This window comes from Sciscionella sediminilitoris, assembly GCF_000737195.2.
GTDB lineage: Bacteria > Actinomycetota > Actinomycetes > Mycobacteriales > Pseudonocardiaceae > Sciscionella > Sciscionella sediminilitoris.
In genome coordinates, this window is the sequence record NZ_JALM01000038.1 from 69,547 (window position 1) to 88,442 (window position 18,896).

The window sequence follows — 18,896 nt, forward strand, 5'->3', positions numbered from 1 at the left end:
ATGCCGAACCGGTCAGCGTTGCCCCGCAAAGATGAGCTCAAACCGTTCGCCCAACTCACCGTGCAGTCCACGATCCTGCGCACCGCGGCATTTTTCGGCGATCCCTGCGCGCGGGTGTTCCGCGAGCCCCCGCTGTCCGATCCGTATCCGGAGTACGAGCGGATCCGGTCCAGGGGCCCGGTGTGCACCAGCCGGGTCGGTTTGGCGGTCACCGCCGATCACGCGGTGTGCAGCTCGATCCTGCGGGACGGCGACTGGCGGGTTATTCCCCCGGAGGTCTTCCATCCGGGCTCCTGGGACGAGCGGGAGATCGCCCACCCGGTCGACCACTCGCTGCTGGCCATGAACCCGCCCGAGCACACCAGGCTGCGCCGGGTGGTCTCGCCCTGGTTCACCCCGCGGGCTCTGCGCAGCAGGGCCGAGCGCATCGAGGCGACCGTGCGAGAATTCCTCGACGAGCTGGCCACCCGCGAACGGTTCGATCTGATCAGCGATTTCGCCACCCGGGTCCCGATCAGGGTGATCTGCGATCTGCTCGGCGTGGACGACGAACGGCACGCCGACTTCGCGTACTGGGGCCAGGTACTCGGCTCCACCATCGACGGGGTGCGCACCCTCGGCCAGCTGCGCGAGGTGGACTCGGTCGGGCGCGCGATGACCGCCTACTTCACCGAGCTGCTCGGCAAGCGGCGGACCGATCCGGGCGAGGACGTGGTCAGCGGGCTCGTCGCGCACGACGAGGAGTTCAGTGAGCGCGACCTCACCGCGACGGCCGGGCTGCTGCTCGGCGCGGGCTTCGAAACCACGCGCAACCTCATCGGCAACGGCATTCTCGCACTGCTGCGCCACCCCGGACAACTGCGCCTGCTGCAGGCCGAACCCGAACGGGCGGGCAATGCCGTGGAGGAGATCCTGCGCTACGACTCCCCCGTGCAGCAGACCGCGCGGACCCCCGCGGCGGACACCGAAGTGGGCGGGGTGCCGCTGCGCAAGGGCGCGCTGCTCGGCGTGCTGCTCGGCGCCGCGAACCGGGATCCGCGGGTGTTCACCGATCCGCACCGGTTCGACATCACCCGGGAGAACGCGCGCGAGCATCTGTCGTTCTCCGGTGGCGCGCACTTCTGCCTTGGCGCGGGGCTCGCCCGGATGGAGGGCGAGATCGCACTGCGCGAACTGGTCGCCCGCTTCCCCGGTCTCGCCGCGGTCGCCGAACCACGCAGGCGCCCGACCAGGGTGCTGCGCGGGATCGCCTCGCTGCCCATGACGACCGGCCCGCGCGCCACGGTGATCGCCTAGGGAGCGACCGGTTCCGGTTCGGGAGCCCGGGATCGGCGGACCCCGGCGACCGCGGTCCCCACACCGAGCACCCCGATCACCGCGACCACGCCGAACATCAGGCCCGCGGCGAGCGGGATGTCCGCACCGGCGAGGTTGACCAGAAGGCCGGTCAGCGCCGCACCGAAGGCGTTGGCGAGCAGCTGCACGGTGTTGATCCCGGCCGCCGCCTTGCCGCCCTCGCTTTCCCCGACCGCGCCCATCGCCACGCTCGTCACGTGCGGCCAGGCGATGCCGATCCCGGCGCCCGCGAGCAGCAGGGCGATCACCAGCGGCACGAGCACACCTCCCGGGGCGAACACCGCACTGGCGGCGAGCCCGAGCGCGAGCACCGCGGGCCCGAGCACGATCAGCCTGCGCACCCGTGTCTCCCGCGCGGCGTTGGCACTGGGCACCTCGCCAGCGGTCCAGCCGAAGGCGAGCGCGGCACCGAGGAAACCGGCCGCGAGCGCCCCGAGCCCCGCGAGGTGCTGACCGAACAGCGGCACGAACTGCTCGGTCGTGGAACCGATGGCCAGCAGCGCGATCGTGGCGTAGAGCCAGCGCAGCCGGGAACCGCGCGCGAAGGTGGACCCCGGGAGCACCCCGACCGGTCCACGGCGGTCCACCACGACGAACACCGCGATCAGCACCAGTCCGAGAACGACACCGATGGCGCTGACCAGTGGGCTGCCGAACAGTCCGGCCACGCTCACCACGAGCGCGGATCCGGCCACCAGCAGCAGCCCGGCCACCGGGAACCGCTCCGCCTCGGCCGCGGTCCGCCCCTGCCCGAGCGCCTTCGGGGTGAACGCGAGCACGATCAGCGAGAGCACCCCGAGACAGACGAACCCGCCGCGCCAGAGGCCGAACTGGGCCCACAACCCGCCGAGCACCGGGCCGAGGAAGGTGCCCACCGCCCACATCGTGGAGATGAGCGCGGAACCCCTGGCCCACAACCGCTCCGGCAGGGTCACCCGCAGCAGCGCGTAGGCCAGCCCGGCGAGCAGCCCGCCGCCCGCGCCCTGCACGGCGCGCCCGGCCAGCAGCACCCCCATGTCCGGTGCGACCGAGGCGATCGCACAGCCGAGCGTGAACAACCCGATCGCGAGCAGATACGCGCCCCGGTGCGTGGTCGCCGCGAGCAACCGGGAGACGAGCACCGCGGCGGCGACCGAGGGCAGCAGGAAGATCGTGGTCGCCCAGGCGTAGAACCGGGCGCCGCCGATCTCCTCGATCGCCGAGGGCAGCAGGCTGGTGGTCAGGTACACATTCGTCGCGTAGAGCGCGACCCCGCCGGCGAGGACCACGAGCACGCCGAGATAGCGCCGCCCGAACAGTTCGCCCCACGATCCTAACTTGTCTGACATCTGTCCGATTCTGCCGGAACTGCGCTAGGCTGTCCACCGTGGCCCTCGATCCGATCGACAAGACGACGACGCTGACCAAGGTGACCGAACGGCTGCGCGCCGAGCTGGACAGCGGGCGCTGGCCGATCGGCACCCGCATCCCGGGTGAGCTGGTGCTCGCCGGGGAACTCGATGTCTCCCGGCCCTTGCTGCGCGAGGCGATCCGGGGCCTGACCAATCTCGGCATGCTGGAGGCACGCCGCGGTTCGGGGACCTATGTGCGCAGCACGGCGAGCCCGGAAGCGATCCTGTCCAGCCTGGACACCGCGGAAGTGCGGGAGATCTACGAGGTGCAGCTGGCCTATGACGTGCAAGCCGCCGGTCTCGCGGCGAACCGGCGCACCGAGACAGACCTCGACCGGCTGCGCGGGCTGCTCGAGGCGCGCAACCGGGCCGAGGACGACCGCGCCGACGTCGAGGGATTCGCCAGTGCCGATGCCGAGTTCCACCTGGCGATCGTGCAGGCGGCGGGAAATCCGCTGCTGCTCGAGCTCTACCGGTACTTCGTGGTGCGCCTGGAGGCGAGCCTGCGCACGGTGCACGCCGACACGACGGTGCCGACCTGCGGGTACGAATCACACCAGACGGTGTTCGACGCGATCCGGATCGGGGACGCCGAACTGGCCAGGGCGAGCGCGCGGGCCATGGTGGAGTGCGCGATCAACGCCCTCGATCAGTCCGGCGCCGCCCGGTCCGGCGATCCGGGCTGAACTCGGCCGCCGCCTCGTCGAACCGCGCCTGCGGGGTGTCGATCGCGGGCTCGGTGATCACGAAGTACCGGGGAAGCGGCGCGGTGCCCGCCAGATGCAGCACCCGCACCAGCAGGCGGGCCCGCAGCGCGCGGGTGTCCCGGACGGCGTCGTTGTAGACCCGGCAGGCGAACACCACCCGGATCTGGGCATCCGCGAGTTCCCCCGCGACCTCCTCGGGCAGTCCGCGCGGGTCGAGCTCGTCCAGTGCCGCGGTGAGCCGGTCCTCGGCATCCGCGCGGCCTTCCGTACTGGCGTGCTCGGCCTCGTCGGCGAGTGTCCGCACGCCGAGCCCGCTCACCCTGGCGACCGCGGCCCGGCGGCCGAGTGCGGCGGAGAGCCCGGCGCGAGCGGCGTCGGTGCGAATGTGCAGCCGGTCCAGCCGGTGCGCGGTGCCGATCACGAGCACCGTGCCGAGCACCACCAGCAGCAGCGCGCCGACGATCAGGATGGCCAGCGTCATGCCGCCGCCCGCATGGGATGGGCGGCGATCGCGGTGTCGTAGACCCGTTCGACGGCCGCGGCCACCACCGGCCAGTCGAACACGGCGGCCCGCTCCGTGCCCACCGCACCGAGCTCGGCACGCCGCCGCGCATCGGCGAGCAGCCCGCGCAGCGCCGCGGCGAGCGCTTCCGGTTCACCAGGTGGCACGAACTCCGCCGCTCCCCCGGCGACTGCGCGGAAGGCCTCGAGTTCGCTCGCCACGACCGGGGTTCCCGCGGCCATCGCCTCCACGAGCACCATGCCGAAGGATTCCCCGCCGAGATGCGGCGCGCAGAACACATCCATGGCCCGCAGTGCCCGCGCCTTGGCCGGTTCGTCCACCACGCCGAGGAACTCGATCCGCTCGGCGAGCGCGGGCCCGGCGAACCGGCGCGCCGCCCGCCGATCCCCGCCCCCGACCACGAGCAGGCGCAGCTTGTCGGTCTCGGCCGCGAGCTCGCGCAGCGCGGTGAGCAGCACCCGGAATCCCTTACGCGATTCGTCGAACCGCCCGGCGAAACCGACCGTGACCCCGTCGGCGCCGCGCTGTCCGGCGAACAGCGGCACATCCACCCCGTTGCCGATCTCCACCGCGTCCAGCCCGAGATTGCCCGCCTGCACCCGGCGCGCGCATTCGGAGACGGCGATCCGCGCGGTGACCTTCTCCAGCAGCGGACGCAGCACCGGAGCGGCCCCGCGCAGCGCGAGCGAGCGGCGCGGTCCGGCGTGGAAGGTCGCCACGACCGGGCAGTCGGCCAGCAGCAGCGCGAGCATGGACACGCTCGGCGCCGCGGGCTCGTGCACGTGCAGCACATCGAAGGAATGCTCGGCGAGCCACGATCGCACCCGCGCGTAGCTACCCGGACCGAAGGCCAGCCGCGCGATGGAACCGTTGTACGGCACCGCGAACGCGCGACCGGCCGAGGTGACCGATTCCTCCTGCCCCGCGGCGGGAGCCAGTACCTCGACCGTGTGACCGAATCCGCGCAGCGCCGTGGCGAGGGCGAGCACGTGTGCCTGCACCCCGCCGGGCACCGCGAGCGAGTATGGGCACACCATGCCGATCCTCATGACGCACCGTGCCACGGTCTGCCGAGCATGTGCCAATCCTGCGGGTGCGCCGCGATCTCCCCGGCGAGCCGGTCGGCCAGCGTCTGGGTCGCCACCGTGGTGTCGGTGACCGGCAGCGGCGGATGGATGCGCACGCCCCAACCGGACGGGGTGAACCAGCAGCCCGCGGGCAGCAGCGCGGCACCGGTGGCCCGCGCCAGCCGCGCCGGTCCGGTCGGGAACCGTGACCGGGCCCCGAAGAAGTCCACCTCGAGCCCGCCGCCGTTCAGGTCCCGGTCCGCGATGAGGCAGACGATCCCGCCGGCGCACAGTCGTTCGTAGAGGGCGCGCGGCCCGGGGGCGATGTCGATGCCGAGCGCGGCGCGGGCCCGCACGAAGCGCCGGTAGAGCGAGTCCGGGCGCAGCCGATGGGCGAACGCGGTGAACCGGCCGTACCTGCTGGCCAGCCACAGCCCGGCGATGTCCCAGTTTCCGGCGTGCGGAAGGGCGAGCACGACACCGCGGCCGCCCGCGAGCGCCGCATCGAGGTTGGCGCGCCCGCGCACGCCGAGTTCGACGAGGTGCGCCAACCGCGGATGATCCATCCCGGCAAGGCCGAACAGCTCCCGCCAATAGCGCGCGTAGGAGCGCATCCCCGCGCGCACCAGCGCGTCCAGATCGGCCCGCGGACCGGCCACCCGTGCCAGATTCGCGCGCAGCTGCCGCACCCCGGCGGTCTGCCGCGCGACCGCCGCATCGGCGCCGAGCCGATAGACGCGGTCCCCGATCCGCGCGGGCAGCAGTGGAGTGCCCGCCCATGCCGTGGCGTATCCCGCTGCGGCCAGTCGCTCCTTCATCCGCCCGCTGCCTCAGTTGCTCGCCGAGCGGTACAGCGAGGTCAGCCGCTGCCCGATGGTGAACACGGCGAGCAGGGCGAGCAGGCCGAGACCGGCATGTGCGGCATAGGGCACCCCGAGCCCGTACAGTCCCACCCCGACGAGGGCGAGGATGAACCGCTCCGCGCGCTCGGCGAGGCCACCATCGGCTTCCAGGCCGTTCGCCTCGGCGCGCGCCTTGATGTAGGAGATCACCTGCGCACAGGAGCCCCCGATGAGCGCGGCGAGCCCGAGCCAGTGGTCCCCCTCGATCACGAAGGCCCACCAGGTCAGTGATCCGAACAGCACAGCATCGACCAGGCGGTCACAGCTGGCGTCGAGCACCGCGCCGAAGGCGGTCGCCCCCGCCACCCGCGCCATCGCCCCGTCGAGCAGATCGAACAGCAGGAACACGGCCACCACGAGGGCACCGAGCACCAGCTGACCGTGCGGGAAGAACCACAGCGCGGCCGCGCACGAGCACACCGAGCCGACCACGGTGATCACGTTCGGGGTGGCACCGCGGTCAACGAGCCAATGCGCGACCGGATCGGTCAGCTTCGCGATCGGGGCGCGGGCAAGCACGTTGAGCATGAGCGGGGCGTCCAACTACTCCATACGGTAACCGGCTTCGTGGTAACCAGATCAGCCTATCTCGCCCGGCGCGTGCACCGTGTGTGAGCTAAAGGGTGCCCTCTTCCGCACGTACCTTCGCGCACTCGCCCGCCAGGTTGCCCGCGATCGCCGCGCTGATCTCACCGAGTTGGCGCACCTGCTCCGGGGTCAGCACATCGAACAGGGCTTCACGCACCGTCGTCACATGGTCCGGGGCCGCGGCGTGGATCACCGCGAACCCCTTCTCGGTCAGCCGGGCCCAGCTGCCCCTGCGGTCCACATCGCAGTCATCCCGGCTGATCCAGCCGGAGCGCTCCATCCGGTTCACCGCGTGCGAGAGCTTGCTGCGCGAGGATCGGCTGGCGTCCGCGAGCTCGCTCATCCGCAGCTTCATATCCGGCGCCTCGGACAATGCGACCAGCACCTCGTAGTAGGTCTGGGGCATCTGCGCATCCCGCTGCAGGCGCCGTTCGATATGCTCGCGGAGCATGGTGGTGGCGGCCAGATAGCTCCGCCAGACCGCCTGCTCCTCATCGCTGAGCCAGCGTACCTCGGACATAGCCCCATCTTACTAGTTGAACGTTCAATTTGTCTTGGGTAGGATCTTGTTGAAGGCTCAAACAACCCGACCGAGATCCGACTTATGGAGGAACACCGCATGAGCGCACCGACCATCCCCGGTTACATCACCGGCACCTGGGACATCGACGCCACTCACTCGAACATCAGCTTCACCGTCCGGCACCTGGGCGTCTCCAAGGTCCGCGGCCGGTTCGACGAGGTCAGCGGCAGCATCACCACCGGTGAGCGGGTCGAGGACTCCTCGGTCACCGCGACCATCGCCACCGCGAGCGTGGACACCGGCAACGCCGACCGGGACACGCACATCAAGGCCGAGGACTTCCTGAACGCCGAGAAGCACGAGTCGCTGAGCTTCACCTCCACCGGGATCCGCGCCGACGGCGAGGACTACGCGATCGACGGCGAGCTCACCGTCCGCGGCGTCACCAAGCCGGTCACCCTGGCCGCGGAGTTCGGCGGCATCGGGGACGGCCTCGCCGAGGGCAGCACCGTCATCGGGATCTCCGCGCGCACCGAGATCAAGCGCTCGGACTTCGAGGTCGCCGCGAACGTGCCGACCGGCGTGCTCGGCGACAAGATCACCATCGAGCTCGACATCGAGGCCCTGCTGCGCAAGTGAGTGACAGGCGCCCGGCGCCGGTGTTGCTTTCCCCACCGGGCAATGGGCGCCGCCACCCGCACCGGCCCGAGATCTCTCGAACTCACCAGGCGTCGGCGAGAAGTTGCCGGGTCTCACCGAGCAGTTGCGGCAGCACCTTGGTGTGCCCGACGACCGGCATGAAGTTCGCATCGCCGCCCCAGCGCGGCACGATGTGCTGATGCAGGTGGGCGGCGATGCCCGCGCCCGCGATGCTGCCCTGGTTCATCCCGATGTTGAACCCGTGCGGCGCCGAGACCGCGCGGCCGACCCGCATGGCGTGCTGGGTGAACTCGGCGAGCTCGACCGTTTCGGCCGCGGTGAGCTCGGTGTAGTCGGCGATGTGCCGGTACGGCAGGATCAGCAGGTGGCCCGGGTTGTACGGGTACAGGTTGAGCACCGCGTACACCGAGTCCCCGCGTGCCACGATCAGCGCGTCCTCATCGGAGAGCGCGACGAGGCGGCAGAACGGGCATTCGGGCGCCCCGGCGCTGTCCGGCTTGGTCTCGCCCGCGATGTAGGACATCCGGTGCGGGGTCCACAGTCGTTGCAGCGCGTCCGGGATCCCGACGCCGTCCTGCTCCTCGAACGAACTCACAGGCCACCAGCCGCCCGCACGTTCTCCTCGCTCGGCGAGTCGTTCTCCCTTCGGCGCACCCAGTCCTCGATCACCCGCACCGCCTCGGCGACGGGGACTCCGTTGATCTGGGTGCCGTCCCGGAACCGGAACGAGACCGCGCCCGCCTCGACATCCTTGCCCCCGGCGAGCAGCAGGAAGGGCACCTTCTGCGTGGTGTGCGTGCGGATCTTCTTCTGCATGCGGTCGTCGGACTCGTCGACCTCGACCCGGATTCCCTTGGCGCGCAACGCATCCGCGACCTCGTGCAGGTGCGCGGCGTGCTCGTCGGCGATCGGGATGCCGACCACCTGCACCGGGGCCAGCCATGCGGGGAACGCCCCGGCGTAGTGCTCGGTGAGTACGCCGAAGAACCGTTCGATCGAACCGAACAGCGCGCGGTGCAGGACCACCGGCTGCTGCCGGGTGCCGTCCCCCGCGGTGTACTCCAGCTCGAACCGCTTCGGGTGGTTGAAGTCGACCTGGATGGTGGACATCTGCCAGGAGCGGCCGATCGCATCCTTGGCCTGCACCGAGATCTTCGGCCCGTAGTAGGCGGCGCCACCGGGATCGGGCACCAGTTCGAGCCCGGAGTCGAGCGCGGCCTCACGCAGCGCCTCGGTGGCCTCCTCCCACTGCGAGTCCTCACCGATGAACTTCGGCGAATCGTCCCGTGTGGACAGTTCGAGGTAGAAATCGGAGAGACCGTAGTCGGCGAGCAGGTCCAGCACGAAGCTCAGCAGCGAACGCAGCTCACCGGGCATCTGCTCCTTGGTGCAGTAGATGTGCGAGTCGTCCATGGTCAGCCCGCGCACCCTGGTCAGCCCGTGCACCACGCCGGATTTCTCGTAGCGGTACACCGTGCCGAACTCGAACAGCCGCAGCGGCAGCTCCCGGTAGGACCTCCCGCGCGAGCGGAAGATCAGGTGGTGCATCGGGCAGTTCATCGCCTTGAGGTAGTAGTTGCTGTCCTCGAAGGGAATCGGCGGGAACATCGTGTCCGCGTAGTAGGGCAGGTGCCCCGAGGTGAGGAACAGGTCCTCCTTGCTGATGTGCGGGCTGTTCACGAATTCGTAGCCCGCCTGCTCGTGCCGCTGGCGCGAGTAGTTCTCCAGTTCCCGGCGGATGATGCCGCCCTTGGGGTGGAACACCGGGAGACCGGAACCGATCTCGTCCGGGAAGGAGAACAGGTCCAGCTCGGCGCCGATCCTGCGGTGGTCGCGCCGCTGTGCCTCGGCGAGCCGCTCCAGGTAGGCGTCCTGGGCCTCGGCCGATTCCCATGCGGTGCCGTAGATCCGCTGCAGCTGCGGGTTGTTCTCATTGCCCCGCCAGTACGCGGCCGCCGCCCTGGTCAGTTTGAACGCCGGGATGTGCTTGGTGGTCGGCAGATGCGGGCCGCGGCACAGATCCCCCCAGATCCGTTCCCCGCTGCGCGGATCGAGGTTGTCGTAGGCGGTCAGCTCGCCGCCACCGACCTCCATCACCTCGTCGGTGTCCACATCGCCCTTGAGGTCGACGAGCTCGAGCTTGTACGGCTCACCGGCCAGTTCCTCGCGAGCGGCCTCCAGAGAGTCGTAGCGGCGCCGGGAGAACCGCTGCGCGCCCTTGATGATCTTGCGCATGCTCTTCTCGAGCGCTTCGAGGTCTTCCGGGGTGAACGGCTCGGCGACGTCGAAGTCGTAGTAGAAGCCGTCCTTGACCGGCGGGCCGATGCCGAGCTTCGCGTCCGGGCGCAGCTGCTGCACCGCCTGGGCGAGCACGTGCGCGCAGGAGTGCCGGATCACGCTGCGCCCGTCCTCGGTGTCCGCGGCCACCGCCTCGACCTCGGCGTCCTGCTCGGGAGCCCAGGCCAGATCGCGCAGCGTGCCCTCGGCATCGCGCACGACCACGATCGCCTCGGCGCCCTTGGTCGGTAATTCCGCTTCCCGTACCGCGGCACCAGCGGTAGTGCCCGCCGGCACCTTCACGCTGGGTGCGGACACGGCGGCTGCTGGCTGGACACTCACGGTGACTCCTTCGGAATGGGTAGGTACCCGCCTCATGCTAATGGCCGGGTCCGCTCGCCTTACCACCGGATTTCACCCACTGGTCATCCGCTCGTGCTGAGATGGCGGCTATGACCGTGCTGGCCCGATGCGGCCCTCCCAGCGCTGCTCACTCGCCGGCGCTCGCTGCGATGCCCGGGAAGGACCGCCGCTCATGACCGAACTCACCCGCCGCGGCCTGCTCGGACTCGCCGCATCCGGCGCCGCCGCCTCGCTGCTCCCGCCCTCGGTACACCGCGCGATCGCCGCACAGGCACCCCGTCGCGACGGCCTCGACGCGATCGGGCACATCGTGGTGTTCATGCAGGAGAACCGTGCCTTCGACCACTACTTCGGGCGGCTGCGCGGGGTGCGCGGATTCGGCGATGCCACCGCGATCGAGCTGCCCGACGGCGAACCGGTGTGGTCCCAGCCGGGCCCCTCGGGCAAGCGGGTGCTCCCCTTCGCGCTGCGCGCGGGCGCCGAGCGGGAAGGCCGTCCGGACTCCGACATCCAGTACCTCGATTCCCTGGACCACAGCTGGACGGGCAGTTCCGCGGCCCACGCGAAGGGCTGGTGCGACGGGTGGATCGCGGCCAAGGGCGCGGCCACCATGACCTACTACGAGCGCCGGGACATCGGGATGCAGTACGAGCTCGCCGACACCTTCACAGTCTGCGATGCCTACCACTGCTCGATCTTCGGCTCCACCAACCCGAACCGCACCTACCTGTGGAGCGGGATGGTGGGCACCGAGCCGGGCAGCCGGAAGCGCGCGGTGGACAACGACGCGTACGACAAGAACCATCCCGGCTACACCTGGACCACCTATCCAGAACGCCTCGAGGCGGCCGGGGTCAGCTGGCGGATCTACCAGGAGTGGGACAACTTCACCGACAACGCGGTGGAATACTTCCGCCCGTTCAAGAAGATCGGTGACACGCTGCTCTCCGCCGTGGACGGGAACTACCGCACCACCGAGGAATTCTACGAATCGCTGCCCGGAAAATCCGCCGCACAGCGGGAGAAACTGCTCGGTCAGCTCGCGGCGGCGCGCGCCGCACTGCCCGAACCGCAGCGGAGCCTGTTCGACCGCGCGATGTACCGCAGTGAACCCGACACCCTCGTCGAACGCATCCGCGCGGACATCCGGGCGCGCACCCTGCCCAAGGTGACCTGGATCGTGGCACCCGCGGTGTACGCCGAACACCCGGGCAGTTCCACCCCGGTGGGCAGCGCGAACCTGATCTACCAGGTGCTCGACGCGTTCGCCGCCGACCAGCACACCTGGGACCGGACCGCCATCCTGCTCAACTTCGACGAGAACGACGGCTACTTCGACCACGTGCCCCCGCCCGTTCCACCGAGGCCACGGTCGGGCAACGGGCCGGACTACTACGACGGCAAACCCATCGGGCTCGGATTCCGGCTGCCGATGACCGTCGTGTCGCCGTGGACGGTCGGCGGTTTCGTCGACTCCGAGGTCTTCGACCACACTTCCGTGCTGCGCCTGCTCGAACGCTGGACCGGGGTGCGCGAACCCAATATCAGCGCATGGCGCCGCACCGTCTGCGGAGACCTCACCTCGGCCTTCGACTTCACCGCGAACGCACGGCCGCGCCGTCCCGAGCAACCCGGGCCGATACCCGAGCCCATCGACCGCTGGACCCCGAAACCACCGGACGACCAGGCGCAACCGGTGCAGGAACAAGGAAAGCGCCCCGCCCGGCCGCTGCCCTACCAGTGTTCCGCGCGCGCCGAGGTTGTCGAGGGGAAACTGCGGATCGAGCTCGGCAACACCGGCGAGCGAACCGCGCCCTGCCTGGTGTTCGCCTACGAAGGCGAGGCCGGGCAGCCGATCCCGGTGGATGTGCTCGGCACCGTGACCGTGGAGCTGCCCATTCCCCGCGAGCGTTACCGGATCACCGTGCTCGGCCCGAACCGGTTCCGCTTCGACGCCAAGGGAGGCGCGGACAGCATCGCGGCGGGGCTGCGGATCGAGAACGCCGCCCCGTTCGCCGAACTGCGCGCCGGTACGGACCGCACGGTGCGCATGACCGGCACCCGCTACACGGCGGGCACGCAGACCGCACGGATCCCGGCTGGTTCCAGCCGACGGATCCCGGTTCCGGTCCAGGACGGGTGGTACGAGGTACGGCTGAGCTGCCCGGAGGATCCGGAGTTCGGGGTGTGGCTGACCGGCCACGTGGAGAATGGGCGGCCCAGCGTCAGCGGATAGCCCGCGCTCCGGGGTTACCGTGAGTGCCATGGCCCCGATCCGCAACCTCGCCGTGCTCTCCGACATCCACGGAGTGCTCCCCGCACTCGAGGCCGTGCTCGCCGACCCCGAGGTGCGCGCCTGCGAACGGATCGTGCTCACCGGGGACATCGCCGCGGGCCCGCAACCGGTGCCCGTACTGGAGCGCCTGCTCGCCGAGGGTGATCGCGCGGTCTGGGTGCGGGGAAACGCCGACCGGCTCGGGGAATGGGCGGCCACCCAGCTCCCCGCGGAACACACCGCGATGCTCGCCGCGCTCCCCCATCCGGTCACCCTGGAGGTCGAGGGGTTCGGCGAGGTGCTGTTCTGCCACGGAACCCCGCGCTCCGACGAGGAGGTCGTGCTCGCCGACACCCGCATGGCACGCTGGCGCGAGGTACTGGAGGGCGCCCCGGACACGGTGGTGTGCGGGCACACCCACATGCCGTTCGTGCGCTATGCCTGCGGGCGCCAGATCATCAACCCGGGCAGTGTCGGCATGCCCTACGGCCGCACCGGGGCGCACTGGGCCCTGCTCTCCCGGGGCAACATCAGCCTGCGCCGCACGGAATACGACATCGACCGCGCCTGCGCCGAGATCATCGCCGAGTCCAGCTTTCCCGATGTGGCCGCGTGGGTCGAGGAATACCTGCGGGCGCGCAATACCGATACCGATGCCCACGAGACCTTCGCCCCGTTGGACGGCCGGGAAACCTGAGCGGCTCAGGGAACGAGCACGATACGACCGTCCACGGCTCCGCTCCGGACCCGATCGAGCGCTTCGTTCACCTCACTCAGGGGCGCGGTCTCGACATTCCAGTCGATCTCCCCGCGCTGCGCGAGGTCCAGGACCGCCCGCAGATCCTCGATGGTTCCCCACAACGAGGAGAAGATGTGCGCCTCGGGCGGTATCGAGTCGAAACCGAGACGGATCCGGCCGCCGCCCTCACCGAGGATCGCGAGCGCGCCGGTCGGGCGCAGCCGGTCCAGTGCCTTGCTCAAGGTCGCATCGGTGCCGACAAGGTCCAGCACCACATCCGCCTTCGGTACCGGCTCGTCCGGGGCACCGGCCTGATCCGCCCCCGATTCCAGCGCTCGACGCCGTTGCCGTTCCCTCGGCTCCAGCACGGCGATCCTGGGGTTCGCGAACAGCCTCAGATACTGGAGCACGAATTGCCCGACACCTCCCGCGCCGATCACCAATACGCTCGCCCGGTCCACGAGCCAGGGAAGCAGCCTGCGCACGGCGCGATACGCGGTCACCCCGGCGTCCGCGAGCGGCGCGGCGCGCACCGGATCGAGGCCACCGAGCGGAAACAGGAACCTCGGGTGCGGCACCAGCAACCGCTCGGCGAATCCACCGTCCACCGCCCAGCCTGGTTCCGCCACGGCCGTGCACAACTGTTCGAGCCCGCGCAGGCAGTACTCGCAGGTGCCGTCGGACCAGCCGGGATAAACCAGGACGTCGCCGATTCCCGCCAGCCGCCCGGCGATCTCGTGACCGAGCACTCTCGGCAACGGCCCGCCGATCCGGCCATCGACCATGTGCACGTCCGAATGACATACCCCGGCGGCACGGACGTCCAGGACCCGTTGCGTTCCGGCCGCTACCGGCTCGGGCCGCTGTTCCAGCGCGAGCGGGTGGCCGGGAGCATGTAGCACCGCAGCCAGCACATCGGATCAACCTACTCCTTTCCGGGCGTCCGCCGGTCGATTCTTCAGGTCGTCTCCACCCGGGCGACGGCGTATTCCAGAAGGCGGCGCATCACCGGGGCGTGCCGGTCCACCATCGCGGACCAGTCGTCCCGCGCCCGCTCGGTGTCGAACTGCATGAAAGAGCCGAACACCACCCCGGTTCCGGTGCGCTGGACGAACAGTTCGGGTCGCAGTCCGGTCTCCGTATCGGCGCCGAGCAGCACGACATCCGCGCTCCGTTCCCCAATCCGCCAGCCGAAGACGTGTTCGTCGGAGGGAATCGGACCGAGCCGGACACCGAGCCCGGTCCATCCGTTCCGCAGGCCCGCGCGCATCTCCGGCTCGGCGCCCTCGAGGATCGCGCGGATCCACTGCAGCGCGGTCCGGTCGGCCGCGGCGGCGGATTCGAGGCACACGGCGTTCTGGTAGTCGAACCGGGCGAGCCCGCTGCGCGCCCGCACCTGCTCCGGTACCTCGATGTCCCGCGCCGGCCCGGTGATCGTGGATTCGGTCATGACCGTCCCCTCTCCATTGTCGGTGTACTGGTGAACCTTCGCCATTCCCGCCCGATGCGGGACATCATGGCCGGATACACGAGCAGGTGCCGCAACGGTGCGATGGCGGCCATGTAGGCCCGCCCGAGCAATCCGTTCGGCCGGACGAGCACCGCCATCCGGGCGTGGTAACCCTCGCCGGTCCGGTCCGGAACCCAGCCGATGTGCATGACCGCGTGCACCGTCGAATTCGCCAATTCCGCGGCCCACTCGTCCTCGAGCAGGTACAGGGAACGGAACGGCAACGTGGCGAATCCCGGGCAGCGCGGGGCATCCCGCAGATCCGCGGGCATCCGCTCGCGCAGCGAGGGCACCCGGGCACCGAGACCGGTCTGTTCCCGGTCCCAGCCGAGCGCACCGCCGAGTTTCCACCGGAGCGCCCAGAGCGCGCGGATCAGCGGCGGCCAATCGGCGCCGCGATCCCCGCCCGAGGCGGTCATCTCGGCGAGCAGGTGGAGATCGCCCTTGGCTCCCGGGGTCGGCAGCGCCCAGACATCCTCGAGCCGGAAGTCCCGTGTCAGTTCGTGGATCCGCCACGGCATTCCGGTGTGCGCACTGCGCGGGAGTTTCATGGCCGCTCCATCCATACAGTTCTGTATGGATGGGAGAATAGGACCCCTGGGGCCGGCGCGTCAATCGACGTGAGCGGCGATACTCGACCCAGGAAGGCACGAGCGGAACGGGAGCAGGTTGATGGCGGCACCGAGCAGGACTCCGCCCGGCACGTGGATCAAGGCGGGCCTCGAAGTGCTCGCGCGCAGTGGCCCGGACGCCGTCCGGATCGAGCCGCTCGCGAAGACACTCGGCGTCAGCCGGGGCAGTTTCTACTGGCACTTCAAGGATCGCCGCGCGCTGCTCGACGCGATGCTGGACACCTGGGAGCAGCACAGCATCGACGAGGTGCTCGCCAAGGTCGAGGCCGAGGGCGGGGACGCGAAGGCCAAGGTACGCCGGGCGGGCATGCTCACCTTCTCCGAGGAACTGGTGCCGACCGATCTCGCGGTGCGCGACTGGGCCCGGCGGGACCCGGCGGTCGCCGAACGCCTCCGCAGGGTGGACAACCGCCGGATGGACTACGCCCGCTCCCAGTTCCGCACCTTCTGCTCGGACGAGGACGAGGTCGAGGCGCGCAGCATGATCGCCTTCTCCCTCGCGGTCGGCAAGCACTTCCTCGCCGCCGACCACGGTGAGCGCACGCGCACGGAGGTACTCGAACTCGCCAGCGCGCACCTGTTCAGCTGATCGCCCCGTCCGATCGTCGGTACCGAACGGGACGGTTCGGATGCGAGGGTGCAACCGGACAAACCAAGTTCGGTTTCGGGAGGGGTTTCCATGCGCCGTCTTCGCATCCTCGCGGGCCTGTCGGCCGCCGCGATCCTGGGGTTGAGCGCGCCCGCGCTCGCCGCTCCCCCGGACGGCTACTACCAGGACGCAGAGGGAAAAACCGGCCCGGAACTGAAGGCCGCGCTGCACACGATCATCAGCAAACAGGACACCCTGAGCTACGACCAGGCCAAGGACGCGCTCACCAAAACCGATCAGGATCCGGCCAACCAGGCCGATGTGATCGAGCTGTACACCGGTCGTTCGGTGAGCGCATCGGGCGGCGAATGGAACCGCGAGCACGTCTGGGCGAAATCGCACGGCGATTTCGGCACCGCACCCGGACCGGGCACCGATATCCACCACCTTCGCCCGTCCGACATCAAGGTCAACAGCGAGCGCGGGAACAAGGACTTCGACAAGGGCGGAAACGCGGTCGAGGGCGCGCCGGGAAATTTCACCGACGACGATTCATTCGAACCGAGGGACGCCGTGAAAGGCGACGTGGCCCGCATGATCTTCTACATGGCCGTGCGGTACGACGGCGGTGACGGCGCCCCCGATCTCGAACCCAACGACAAGGTCGGAAACGGGAGCGCTCCGGCGATCGGGCGCCTTTCGGTGCTCAAACAGTGGAGCGAGCAGGATCCGCCGGACAAGTTCGAACAGCACCGCAACGACGTGATCTTCGATCAGTACCAGCACAATCGAAACCCGTTCATCGACCATCCGGAATGGGTGAAGGCGATCTGGCCTTAGCCCGGATTCCCGGTCCGGCGAACGCCATCGAGCAACAGCTCGAGATGGCGGCGCCAATCGGTGTTTCCGCCGGGCCGGAAATACATCGTGGAGATGACACCGGAGGCGAGCATCGGGAAATCCGGAAGGGTGAGATCCGCGCGAATCCGGCCCTCGGAAACCGCACGTTCGATGATGCGGGTGACGATCGCGCCGAATTCGGCTTTCTGCTCCTCGATGTCCTCCCATTCCAGTTCGGTGGACCCCATGAGCGCCAACTGGAACGCGGCATCCCCCTCGGCCGCTTCGAGGTAACCCCGCAGCACCGCCTCGAAGGCCTCCCCCGGATCCGCGATCTCCTCGGCGGACCGCGCGAGTTCGGCCATGCCCTGGAACCGCTCCCGCACCATCGCGGTCAGCAGCGCCTGCTTGTTGGGGAAATGCCGGTACAGGGTTCCCATACCGAGCCCGGCCCGCGCGGCGATCTCCTCCATCTGGGCCGCCCTGCCCCGGCTGGCGAACAGTTCACCGGCGGTGGCCATGATCTGCTCGCGGTTACGGCGCGCATCCGCCCGTAGCGGCCGTTCGGCGTCCGGCATCGGAGCCCCCTGATCAGCGGAGATTGACAAGCGGAAGCATAGTTCCGTATCTTCCTGCGAGCAAAACGGAACCGGAATTCCTATTCCTGACGAGAGGTGCCGATGCCGCATCGTGCGGTGCTCGTCCTGGTGTGCGCGGCGCAGTTCCTGTGCGTGCTGGACGACACGATCGTCAATGTCGCCCTGCCCTCGATCCAGCGCGGTCTCGGGTTCTCCGCGGCGAACCTGCCCTGGGTGGTGAACGCCTACCTGGTGAGCTTCGGCGGACTGTTGCTGCTCGGCGGGCGGGCCGCCGATCTGTTCGCCCGCCGCGCCGTATTCCTCACCGGGCTCGCCGTCTTCGGCACCGCTTCCCTGGTGTGCGGGTTCGCGGAGACACCGGGTGCGCTGGTGGGCGCGCGGATCGCGCAGGGCGCGGGCGCGGCGTTCATGTCGGCCGCGGCGCTGGCGATCCTCTCCGTGACGTTCACCGGGGCCGCACGCCATCGCGCTTTCGGTGTGTGGGGCGGACTTTCCGGTGTGGCCGGGGCACTGGGCATGCTCCTCGGCGGCGCACTCACCACCTGGCTGAGCTGGCGCTGGGTGTTCCTGCTCAATGTGCCGGTGGTCCTGCTCGTCGCGGTACTCGGTCCGCGCTTCCTGCCGGCCGCGCGATCGGCGAAGGGCGCGACGCTCGATCCGTTCGGGGCGATCACCGCGACCGGCGGGCTCGGACTGCTGATCCTCGCCATCGCGCAGGCCCGCGTGGCCGGCTGGGGTTCCGGCAGCACGCTCGGCTGCCTGGCCGGTGCGGCCGTTCTGCTCGCCGGTTTCCTGGTCATCGAATCGCGGCACCGCGCGCCACTGGTACCACTGCACGTGTTCCGGCTGCGCACCGTCGGTGGCGGTATCGCCTGCGGACTGCTGCTCGCCGGTGCCATGCTCGCCCTGTTCTTCTTCCTCACGTTGTACCTGCAGCGAGTTCTCGGCTATCGCCCACTGCAGGCCGGGCTCGCCTACCTGCCGATGTCGCTGACCGTACTGCTGGTGGCGGGGTTCGCCGCCCGGGTCATCCACCGGTTCGGCCACCGGGCACCGTTGATCACCGGGTTCACCCTGATTGCCGCGGCGCTGCTGTGGTTCGCCCGGCTCCCGGCCGGCGGCGGTTACCTCGCCCATGTGCTCGGACCCGCTCTGCTCGCCGGTGCCGGGCTCGGCACCACACTGGTCGGCGTCGTCACCGTGACCACCGCGGAACTCGGCGGGGACGGCACCGCCGGGCTCGCCTCCGGACTGGTCAACACCACCCAGCAACTCGGCGGCGCCCTCGGTATCGCGGCGCTGTCCGCGATCACCTTCACCACCGCCGAGGCGGCACCCGCCGTGCTCGCGGCGGG

Annotated in this window: 20 protein-coding genes; 8 read left to right on the forward strand and 12 right to left on the reverse strand. The window is 69.9% G+C overall.

What is annotated here, in order from left to right:
- A complete protein-coding gene (locus tag AD72_RS18400; protein ID WP_031467767.1) occupies nt 1–1,296 on the forward strand; it encodes a cytochrome P450 in 1,296 nt (431 codons plus the stop codon).
- On the opposite strand, the gene AD72_RS18405 is transcribed toward AD72_RS18400, so the two are convergent.
- Nucleotides 1,293–2,684 carry an MFS transporter gene (locus AD72_RS18405; RefSeq protein ID WP_031467768.1) on the reverse strand — a complete coding sequence of 464 codons (1,392 nt, stop codon included), beginning with the start codon at nt 2,682–2,684 and terminating at the stop codon, nt 1,293–1,295. The two genes, AD72_RS18400 and AD72_RS18405, sit on opposite strands and share 4 nt — an antisense overlap.
- A 38-nt stretch (nt 2,685–2,722) precedes the next feature.
- Between AD72_RS18405 and AD72_RS18410 the strand changes: the two genes are divergently transcribed.
- Entirely contained in the window at nt 2,723–3,433 is a 711-nt protein-coding gene (locus tag AD72_RS18410) for a FadR/GntR family transcriptional regulator (protein WP_051898755.1), read from the forward strand.
- On the opposite strand, the gene AD72_RS18415 is transcribed toward AD72_RS18410, so the two are convergent.
- The 5 genes from AD72_RS18415 to AD72_RS18435 all read right to left on the reverse strand — a co-directional run bounded on the left by AD72_RS18415 (nt 3,384) and on the right by AD72_RS18435 (nt 7,054).
- The gene (locus tag AD72_RS18415; protein WP_063890769.1) at nt 3,384–3,935 is read right to left on the reverse strand and encodes a hypothetical protein; all 552 of its coding nucleotides are present in this window, start codon (nt 3,933–3,935) and stop codon (nt 3,384–3,386) included. The genes AD72_RS18410 and AD72_RS18415 overlap by 50 nt on opposite strands.
- Nucleotides 3,932–5,026 (reverse strand): glycosyltransferase family 4 protein, encoded by a 1,095-nt coding sequence (locus tag AD72_RS18420; RefSeq protein ID WP_031467771.1) that lies wholly within the window; start codon nt 5,024–5,026, stop codon nt 3,932–3,934. The genes AD72_RS18415 and AD72_RS18420 overlap by 4 nt, the downstream gene beginning before the upstream one ends.
- Entirely contained in the window at nt 5,023–5,862 is an 840-nt protein-coding gene (locus tag AD72_RS18425; protein WP_031467772.1) for a phosphatidylinositol mannoside acyltransferase, read from the reverse strand. Before AD72_RS18425 ends, AD72_RS18420 begins: the two co-directional genes overlap by 4 nt.
- 12 nt (nt 5,863–5,874) lie before the next feature.
- A complete protein-coding gene (gene pgsA / locus AD72_RS18430; RefSeq protein WP_031467773.1) occupies nt 5,875–6,474 on the reverse strand; it encodes a phosphatidylinositol phosphate synthase in 600 nt (199 codons plus the stop codon).
- An 88-nt stretch (nt 6,475–6,562) separates the two neighbouring features.
- Nucleotides 6,563–7,054 (reverse strand): MarR family winged helix-turn-helix transcriptional regulator, encoded by a 492-nt coding sequence (locus AD72_RS18435; RefSeq protein ID WP_031467774.1) that lies wholly within the window; start codon nt 7,052–7,054, stop codon nt 6,563–6,565.
- A 99-nt stretch (nt 7,055–7,153) separates the two neighbouring features.
- On the opposite strand from AD72_RS18435, the gene AD72_RS18440 reads away from it, so the two are divergent.
- Nucleotides 7,154–7,696 (forward strand): YceI family protein, encoded by a 543-nt coding sequence (locus AD72_RS18440; protein WP_031467775.1) that lies wholly within the window; start codon nt 7,154–7,156, stop codon nt 7,694–7,696.
- Between the two features lie 82 nt (nt 7,697–7,778).
- Here AD72_RS18440 and AD72_RS18445 read toward each other — a convergent pair whose 3' ends face one another.
- Together AD72_RS18445 and thrS are read right to left on the reverse strand one after the other, a co-directional pair.
- On the reverse strand, nt 7,779–8,312 hold the full coding sequence (locus AD72_RS18445) for an HIT family protein (RefSeq protein WP_031467776.1): 534 nt from the start codon (nt 8,310–8,312) through the stop codon (nt 7,779–7,781).
- Nucleotides 8,309–10,336, reverse strand: a complete 2,028-nt coding sequence (thrS, locus tag AD72_RS18450) for a threonine--tRNA ligase (RefSeq protein ID WP_037346346.1) — start codon at nt 10,334–10,336, stop codon at nt 8,309–8,311. Before thrS ends, AD72_RS18445 begins: the two co-directional genes overlap by 4 nt.
- 193 nt (nt 10,337–10,529) lie before the next feature.
- Between thrS and AD72_RS18455 the strand changes: the two genes are divergently transcribed.
- Both AD72_RS18455 and AD72_RS18460 read left to right on the forward strand, forming a co-directional pair.
- The gene (locus AD72_RS18455) at nt 10,530–12,593 is read left to right on the forward strand and encodes a phosphocholine-specific phospholipase C (protein WP_031467778.1); all 2,064 of its coding nucleotides are present in this window, start codon (nt 10,530–10,532) and stop codon (nt 12,591–12,593) included.
- A gap of 28 nt (nt 12,594–12,621) precedes the next feature.
- A complete protein-coding gene (locus tag AD72_RS18460; RefSeq protein ID WP_031467779.1) occupies nt 12,622–13,329 on the forward strand; it encodes a metallophosphoesterase family protein in 708 nt (235 codons plus the stop codon).
- A 5-nt stretch (nt 13,330–13,334) separates the two neighbouring features.
- On the opposite strand, the gene AD72_RS18465 is transcribed toward AD72_RS18460, so the two are convergent.
- The 3 genes from AD72_RS18465 to AD72_RS18475 all read right to left on the reverse strand — a co-directional run bounded on the left by AD72_RS18465 (nt 13,335) and on the right by AD72_RS18475 (nt 15,432).
- Nucleotides 13,335–14,156, reverse strand: a complete 822-nt coding sequence (locus tag AD72_RS18465; RefSeq protein ID WP_082469016.1) for a zinc-binding dehydrogenase — start codon at nt 14,154–14,156, stop codon at nt 13,335–13,337.
- 173 nt (nt 14,157–14,329) lie between these two features.
- Nucleotides 14,330–14,821 carry a hypothetical protein gene (locus tag AD72_RS18470; RefSeq protein ID WP_051898757.1) on the reverse strand — a complete coding sequence of 164 codons (492 nt, stop codon included), beginning with the start codon at nt 14,819–14,821 and terminating at the stop codon, nt 14,330–14,332.
- Entirely contained in the window at nt 14,818–15,432 is a 615-nt protein-coding gene (locus tag AD72_RS18475) for a DUF2867 domain-containing protein (protein ID WP_031467782.1), read from the reverse strand. Before AD72_RS18475 ends, AD72_RS18470 begins: the two co-directional genes overlap by 4 nt.
- A gap of 121 nt (nt 15,433–15,553) precedes the next feature.
- On the opposite strand from AD72_RS18475, the gene AD72_RS18480 reads away from it, so the two are divergent.
- Nucleotides 15,554–16,102 (forward strand): TetR/AcrR family transcriptional regulator, encoded by a 549-nt coding sequence (locus tag AD72_RS18480; RefSeq protein WP_031467783.1) that lies wholly within the window; start codon nt 15,554–15,556, stop codon nt 16,100–16,102.
- A gap of 90 nt (nt 16,103–16,192) precedes the next feature.
- Nucleotides 16,193–16,942, forward strand: coding sequence for an endonuclease I family protein (locus AD72_RS18485; RefSeq protein ID WP_031467784.1), 750 nt, complete (start codon nt 16,193–16,195; stop codon nt 16,940–16,942).
- On the opposite strand, the gene AD72_RS18490 is transcribed toward AD72_RS18485, so the two are convergent.
- The gene (locus AD72_RS18490) at nt 16,939–17,520 is read right to left on the reverse strand and encodes a TetR/AcrR family transcriptional regulator (RefSeq protein ID WP_031467785.1); all 582 of its coding nucleotides are present in this window, start codon (nt 17,518–17,520) and stop codon (nt 16,939–16,941) included. The two genes, AD72_RS18485 and AD72_RS18490, sit on opposite strands and share 4 nt — an antisense overlap.
- A gap of 102 nt (nt 17,521–17,622) precedes the next feature.
- Between AD72_RS18490 and AD72_RS18495 the strand changes: the two genes are divergently transcribed.
- On the forward strand, nt 17,623–18,896 hold a 1,274-nt coding region (locus tag AD72_RS18495), incomplete at its 3' end, for an MFS transporter (RefSeq protein WP_031467786.1).

Bases quoted from the DNA above. Each gene is read 5' to 3' on its own strand.
- AD72_RS18400 (WP_031467767.1), top strand. From the start codon at position 1: ATGCCGAACCGGTCAGCGTTGCCCCGCAAAGATGAGCTCAAACCGTTC.
- AD72_RS18405 (WP_031467768.1), bottom strand. From the start codon at position 2,684: ATGTCAGACAAGTTAGGATCGTGGGGCGAACTGTTCGGGCGGCGCTAT.
- AD72_RS18415 (WP_063890769.1), bottom strand. From the start codon at position 3,935: ATGACGCTGGCCATCCTGATCGTCGGCGCGCTGCTGCTGGTGGTGCTC.
- AD72_RS18420 (WP_031467771.1), bottom strand. From the start codon at position 5,026: ATGAGGATCGGCATGGTGTGCCCATACTCGCTCGCGGTGCCCGGCGGG.
- AD72_RS18425 (WP_031467772.1), bottom strand. From the start codon at position 5,862: ATGAAGGAGCGACTGGCCGCAGCGGGATACGCCACGGCATGGGCGGGC.
- pgsA (WP_031467773.1), bottom strand. From the start codon at position 6,474: ATGCTCAACGTGCTTGCCCGCGCCCCGATCGCGAAGCTGACCGATCCG.
- AD72_RS18435 (WP_031467774.1), bottom strand. From the start codon at position 7,054: ATGTCCGAGGTACGCTGGCTCAGCGATGAGGAGCAGGCGGTCTGGCGG.
- AD72_RS18440 (WP_031467775.1), top strand. From the start codon at position 7,154: ATGAGCGCACCGACCATCCCCGGTTACATCACCGGCACCTGGGACATC.
- AD72_RS18455 (WP_031467778.1), top strand. From the start codon at position 10,530: ATGACCGAACTCACCCGCCGCGGCCTGCTCGGACTCGCCGCATCCGGC.
- AD72_RS18460 (WP_031467779.1), top strand. From the start codon at position 12,622: ATGGCCCCGATCCGCAACCTCGCCGTGCTCTCCGACATCCACGGAGTG.
- AD72_RS18465 (WP_082469016.1), bottom strand. From the start codon at position 14,156: ATGGTCGATGGCCGGATCGGCGGGCCGTTGCCGAGAGTGCTCGGTCAC.
- AD72_RS18470 (WP_051898757.1), bottom strand. From the start codon at position 14,821: ATGACCGAATCCACGATCACCGGGCCGGCGCGGGACATCGAGGTACCG.
- AD72_RS18475 (WP_031467782.1), bottom strand. From the start codon at position 15,432: ATGAAACTCCCGCGCAGTGCGCACACCGGAATGCCGTGGCGGATCCAC.
- AD72_RS18480 (WP_031467783.1), top strand. From the start codon at position 15,554: ATGGCGGCACCGAGCAGGACTCCGCCCGGCACGTGGATCAAGGCGGGC.
- AD72_RS18485 (WP_031467784.1), top strand. From the start codon at position 16,193: ATGCGCCGTCTTCGCATCCTCGCGGGCCTGTCGGCCGCCGCGATCCTG.
- AD72_RS18490 (WP_031467785.1), bottom strand. From the start codon at position 17,520: ATGCCGGACGCCGAACGGCCGCTACGGGCGGATGCGCGCCGTAACCGC.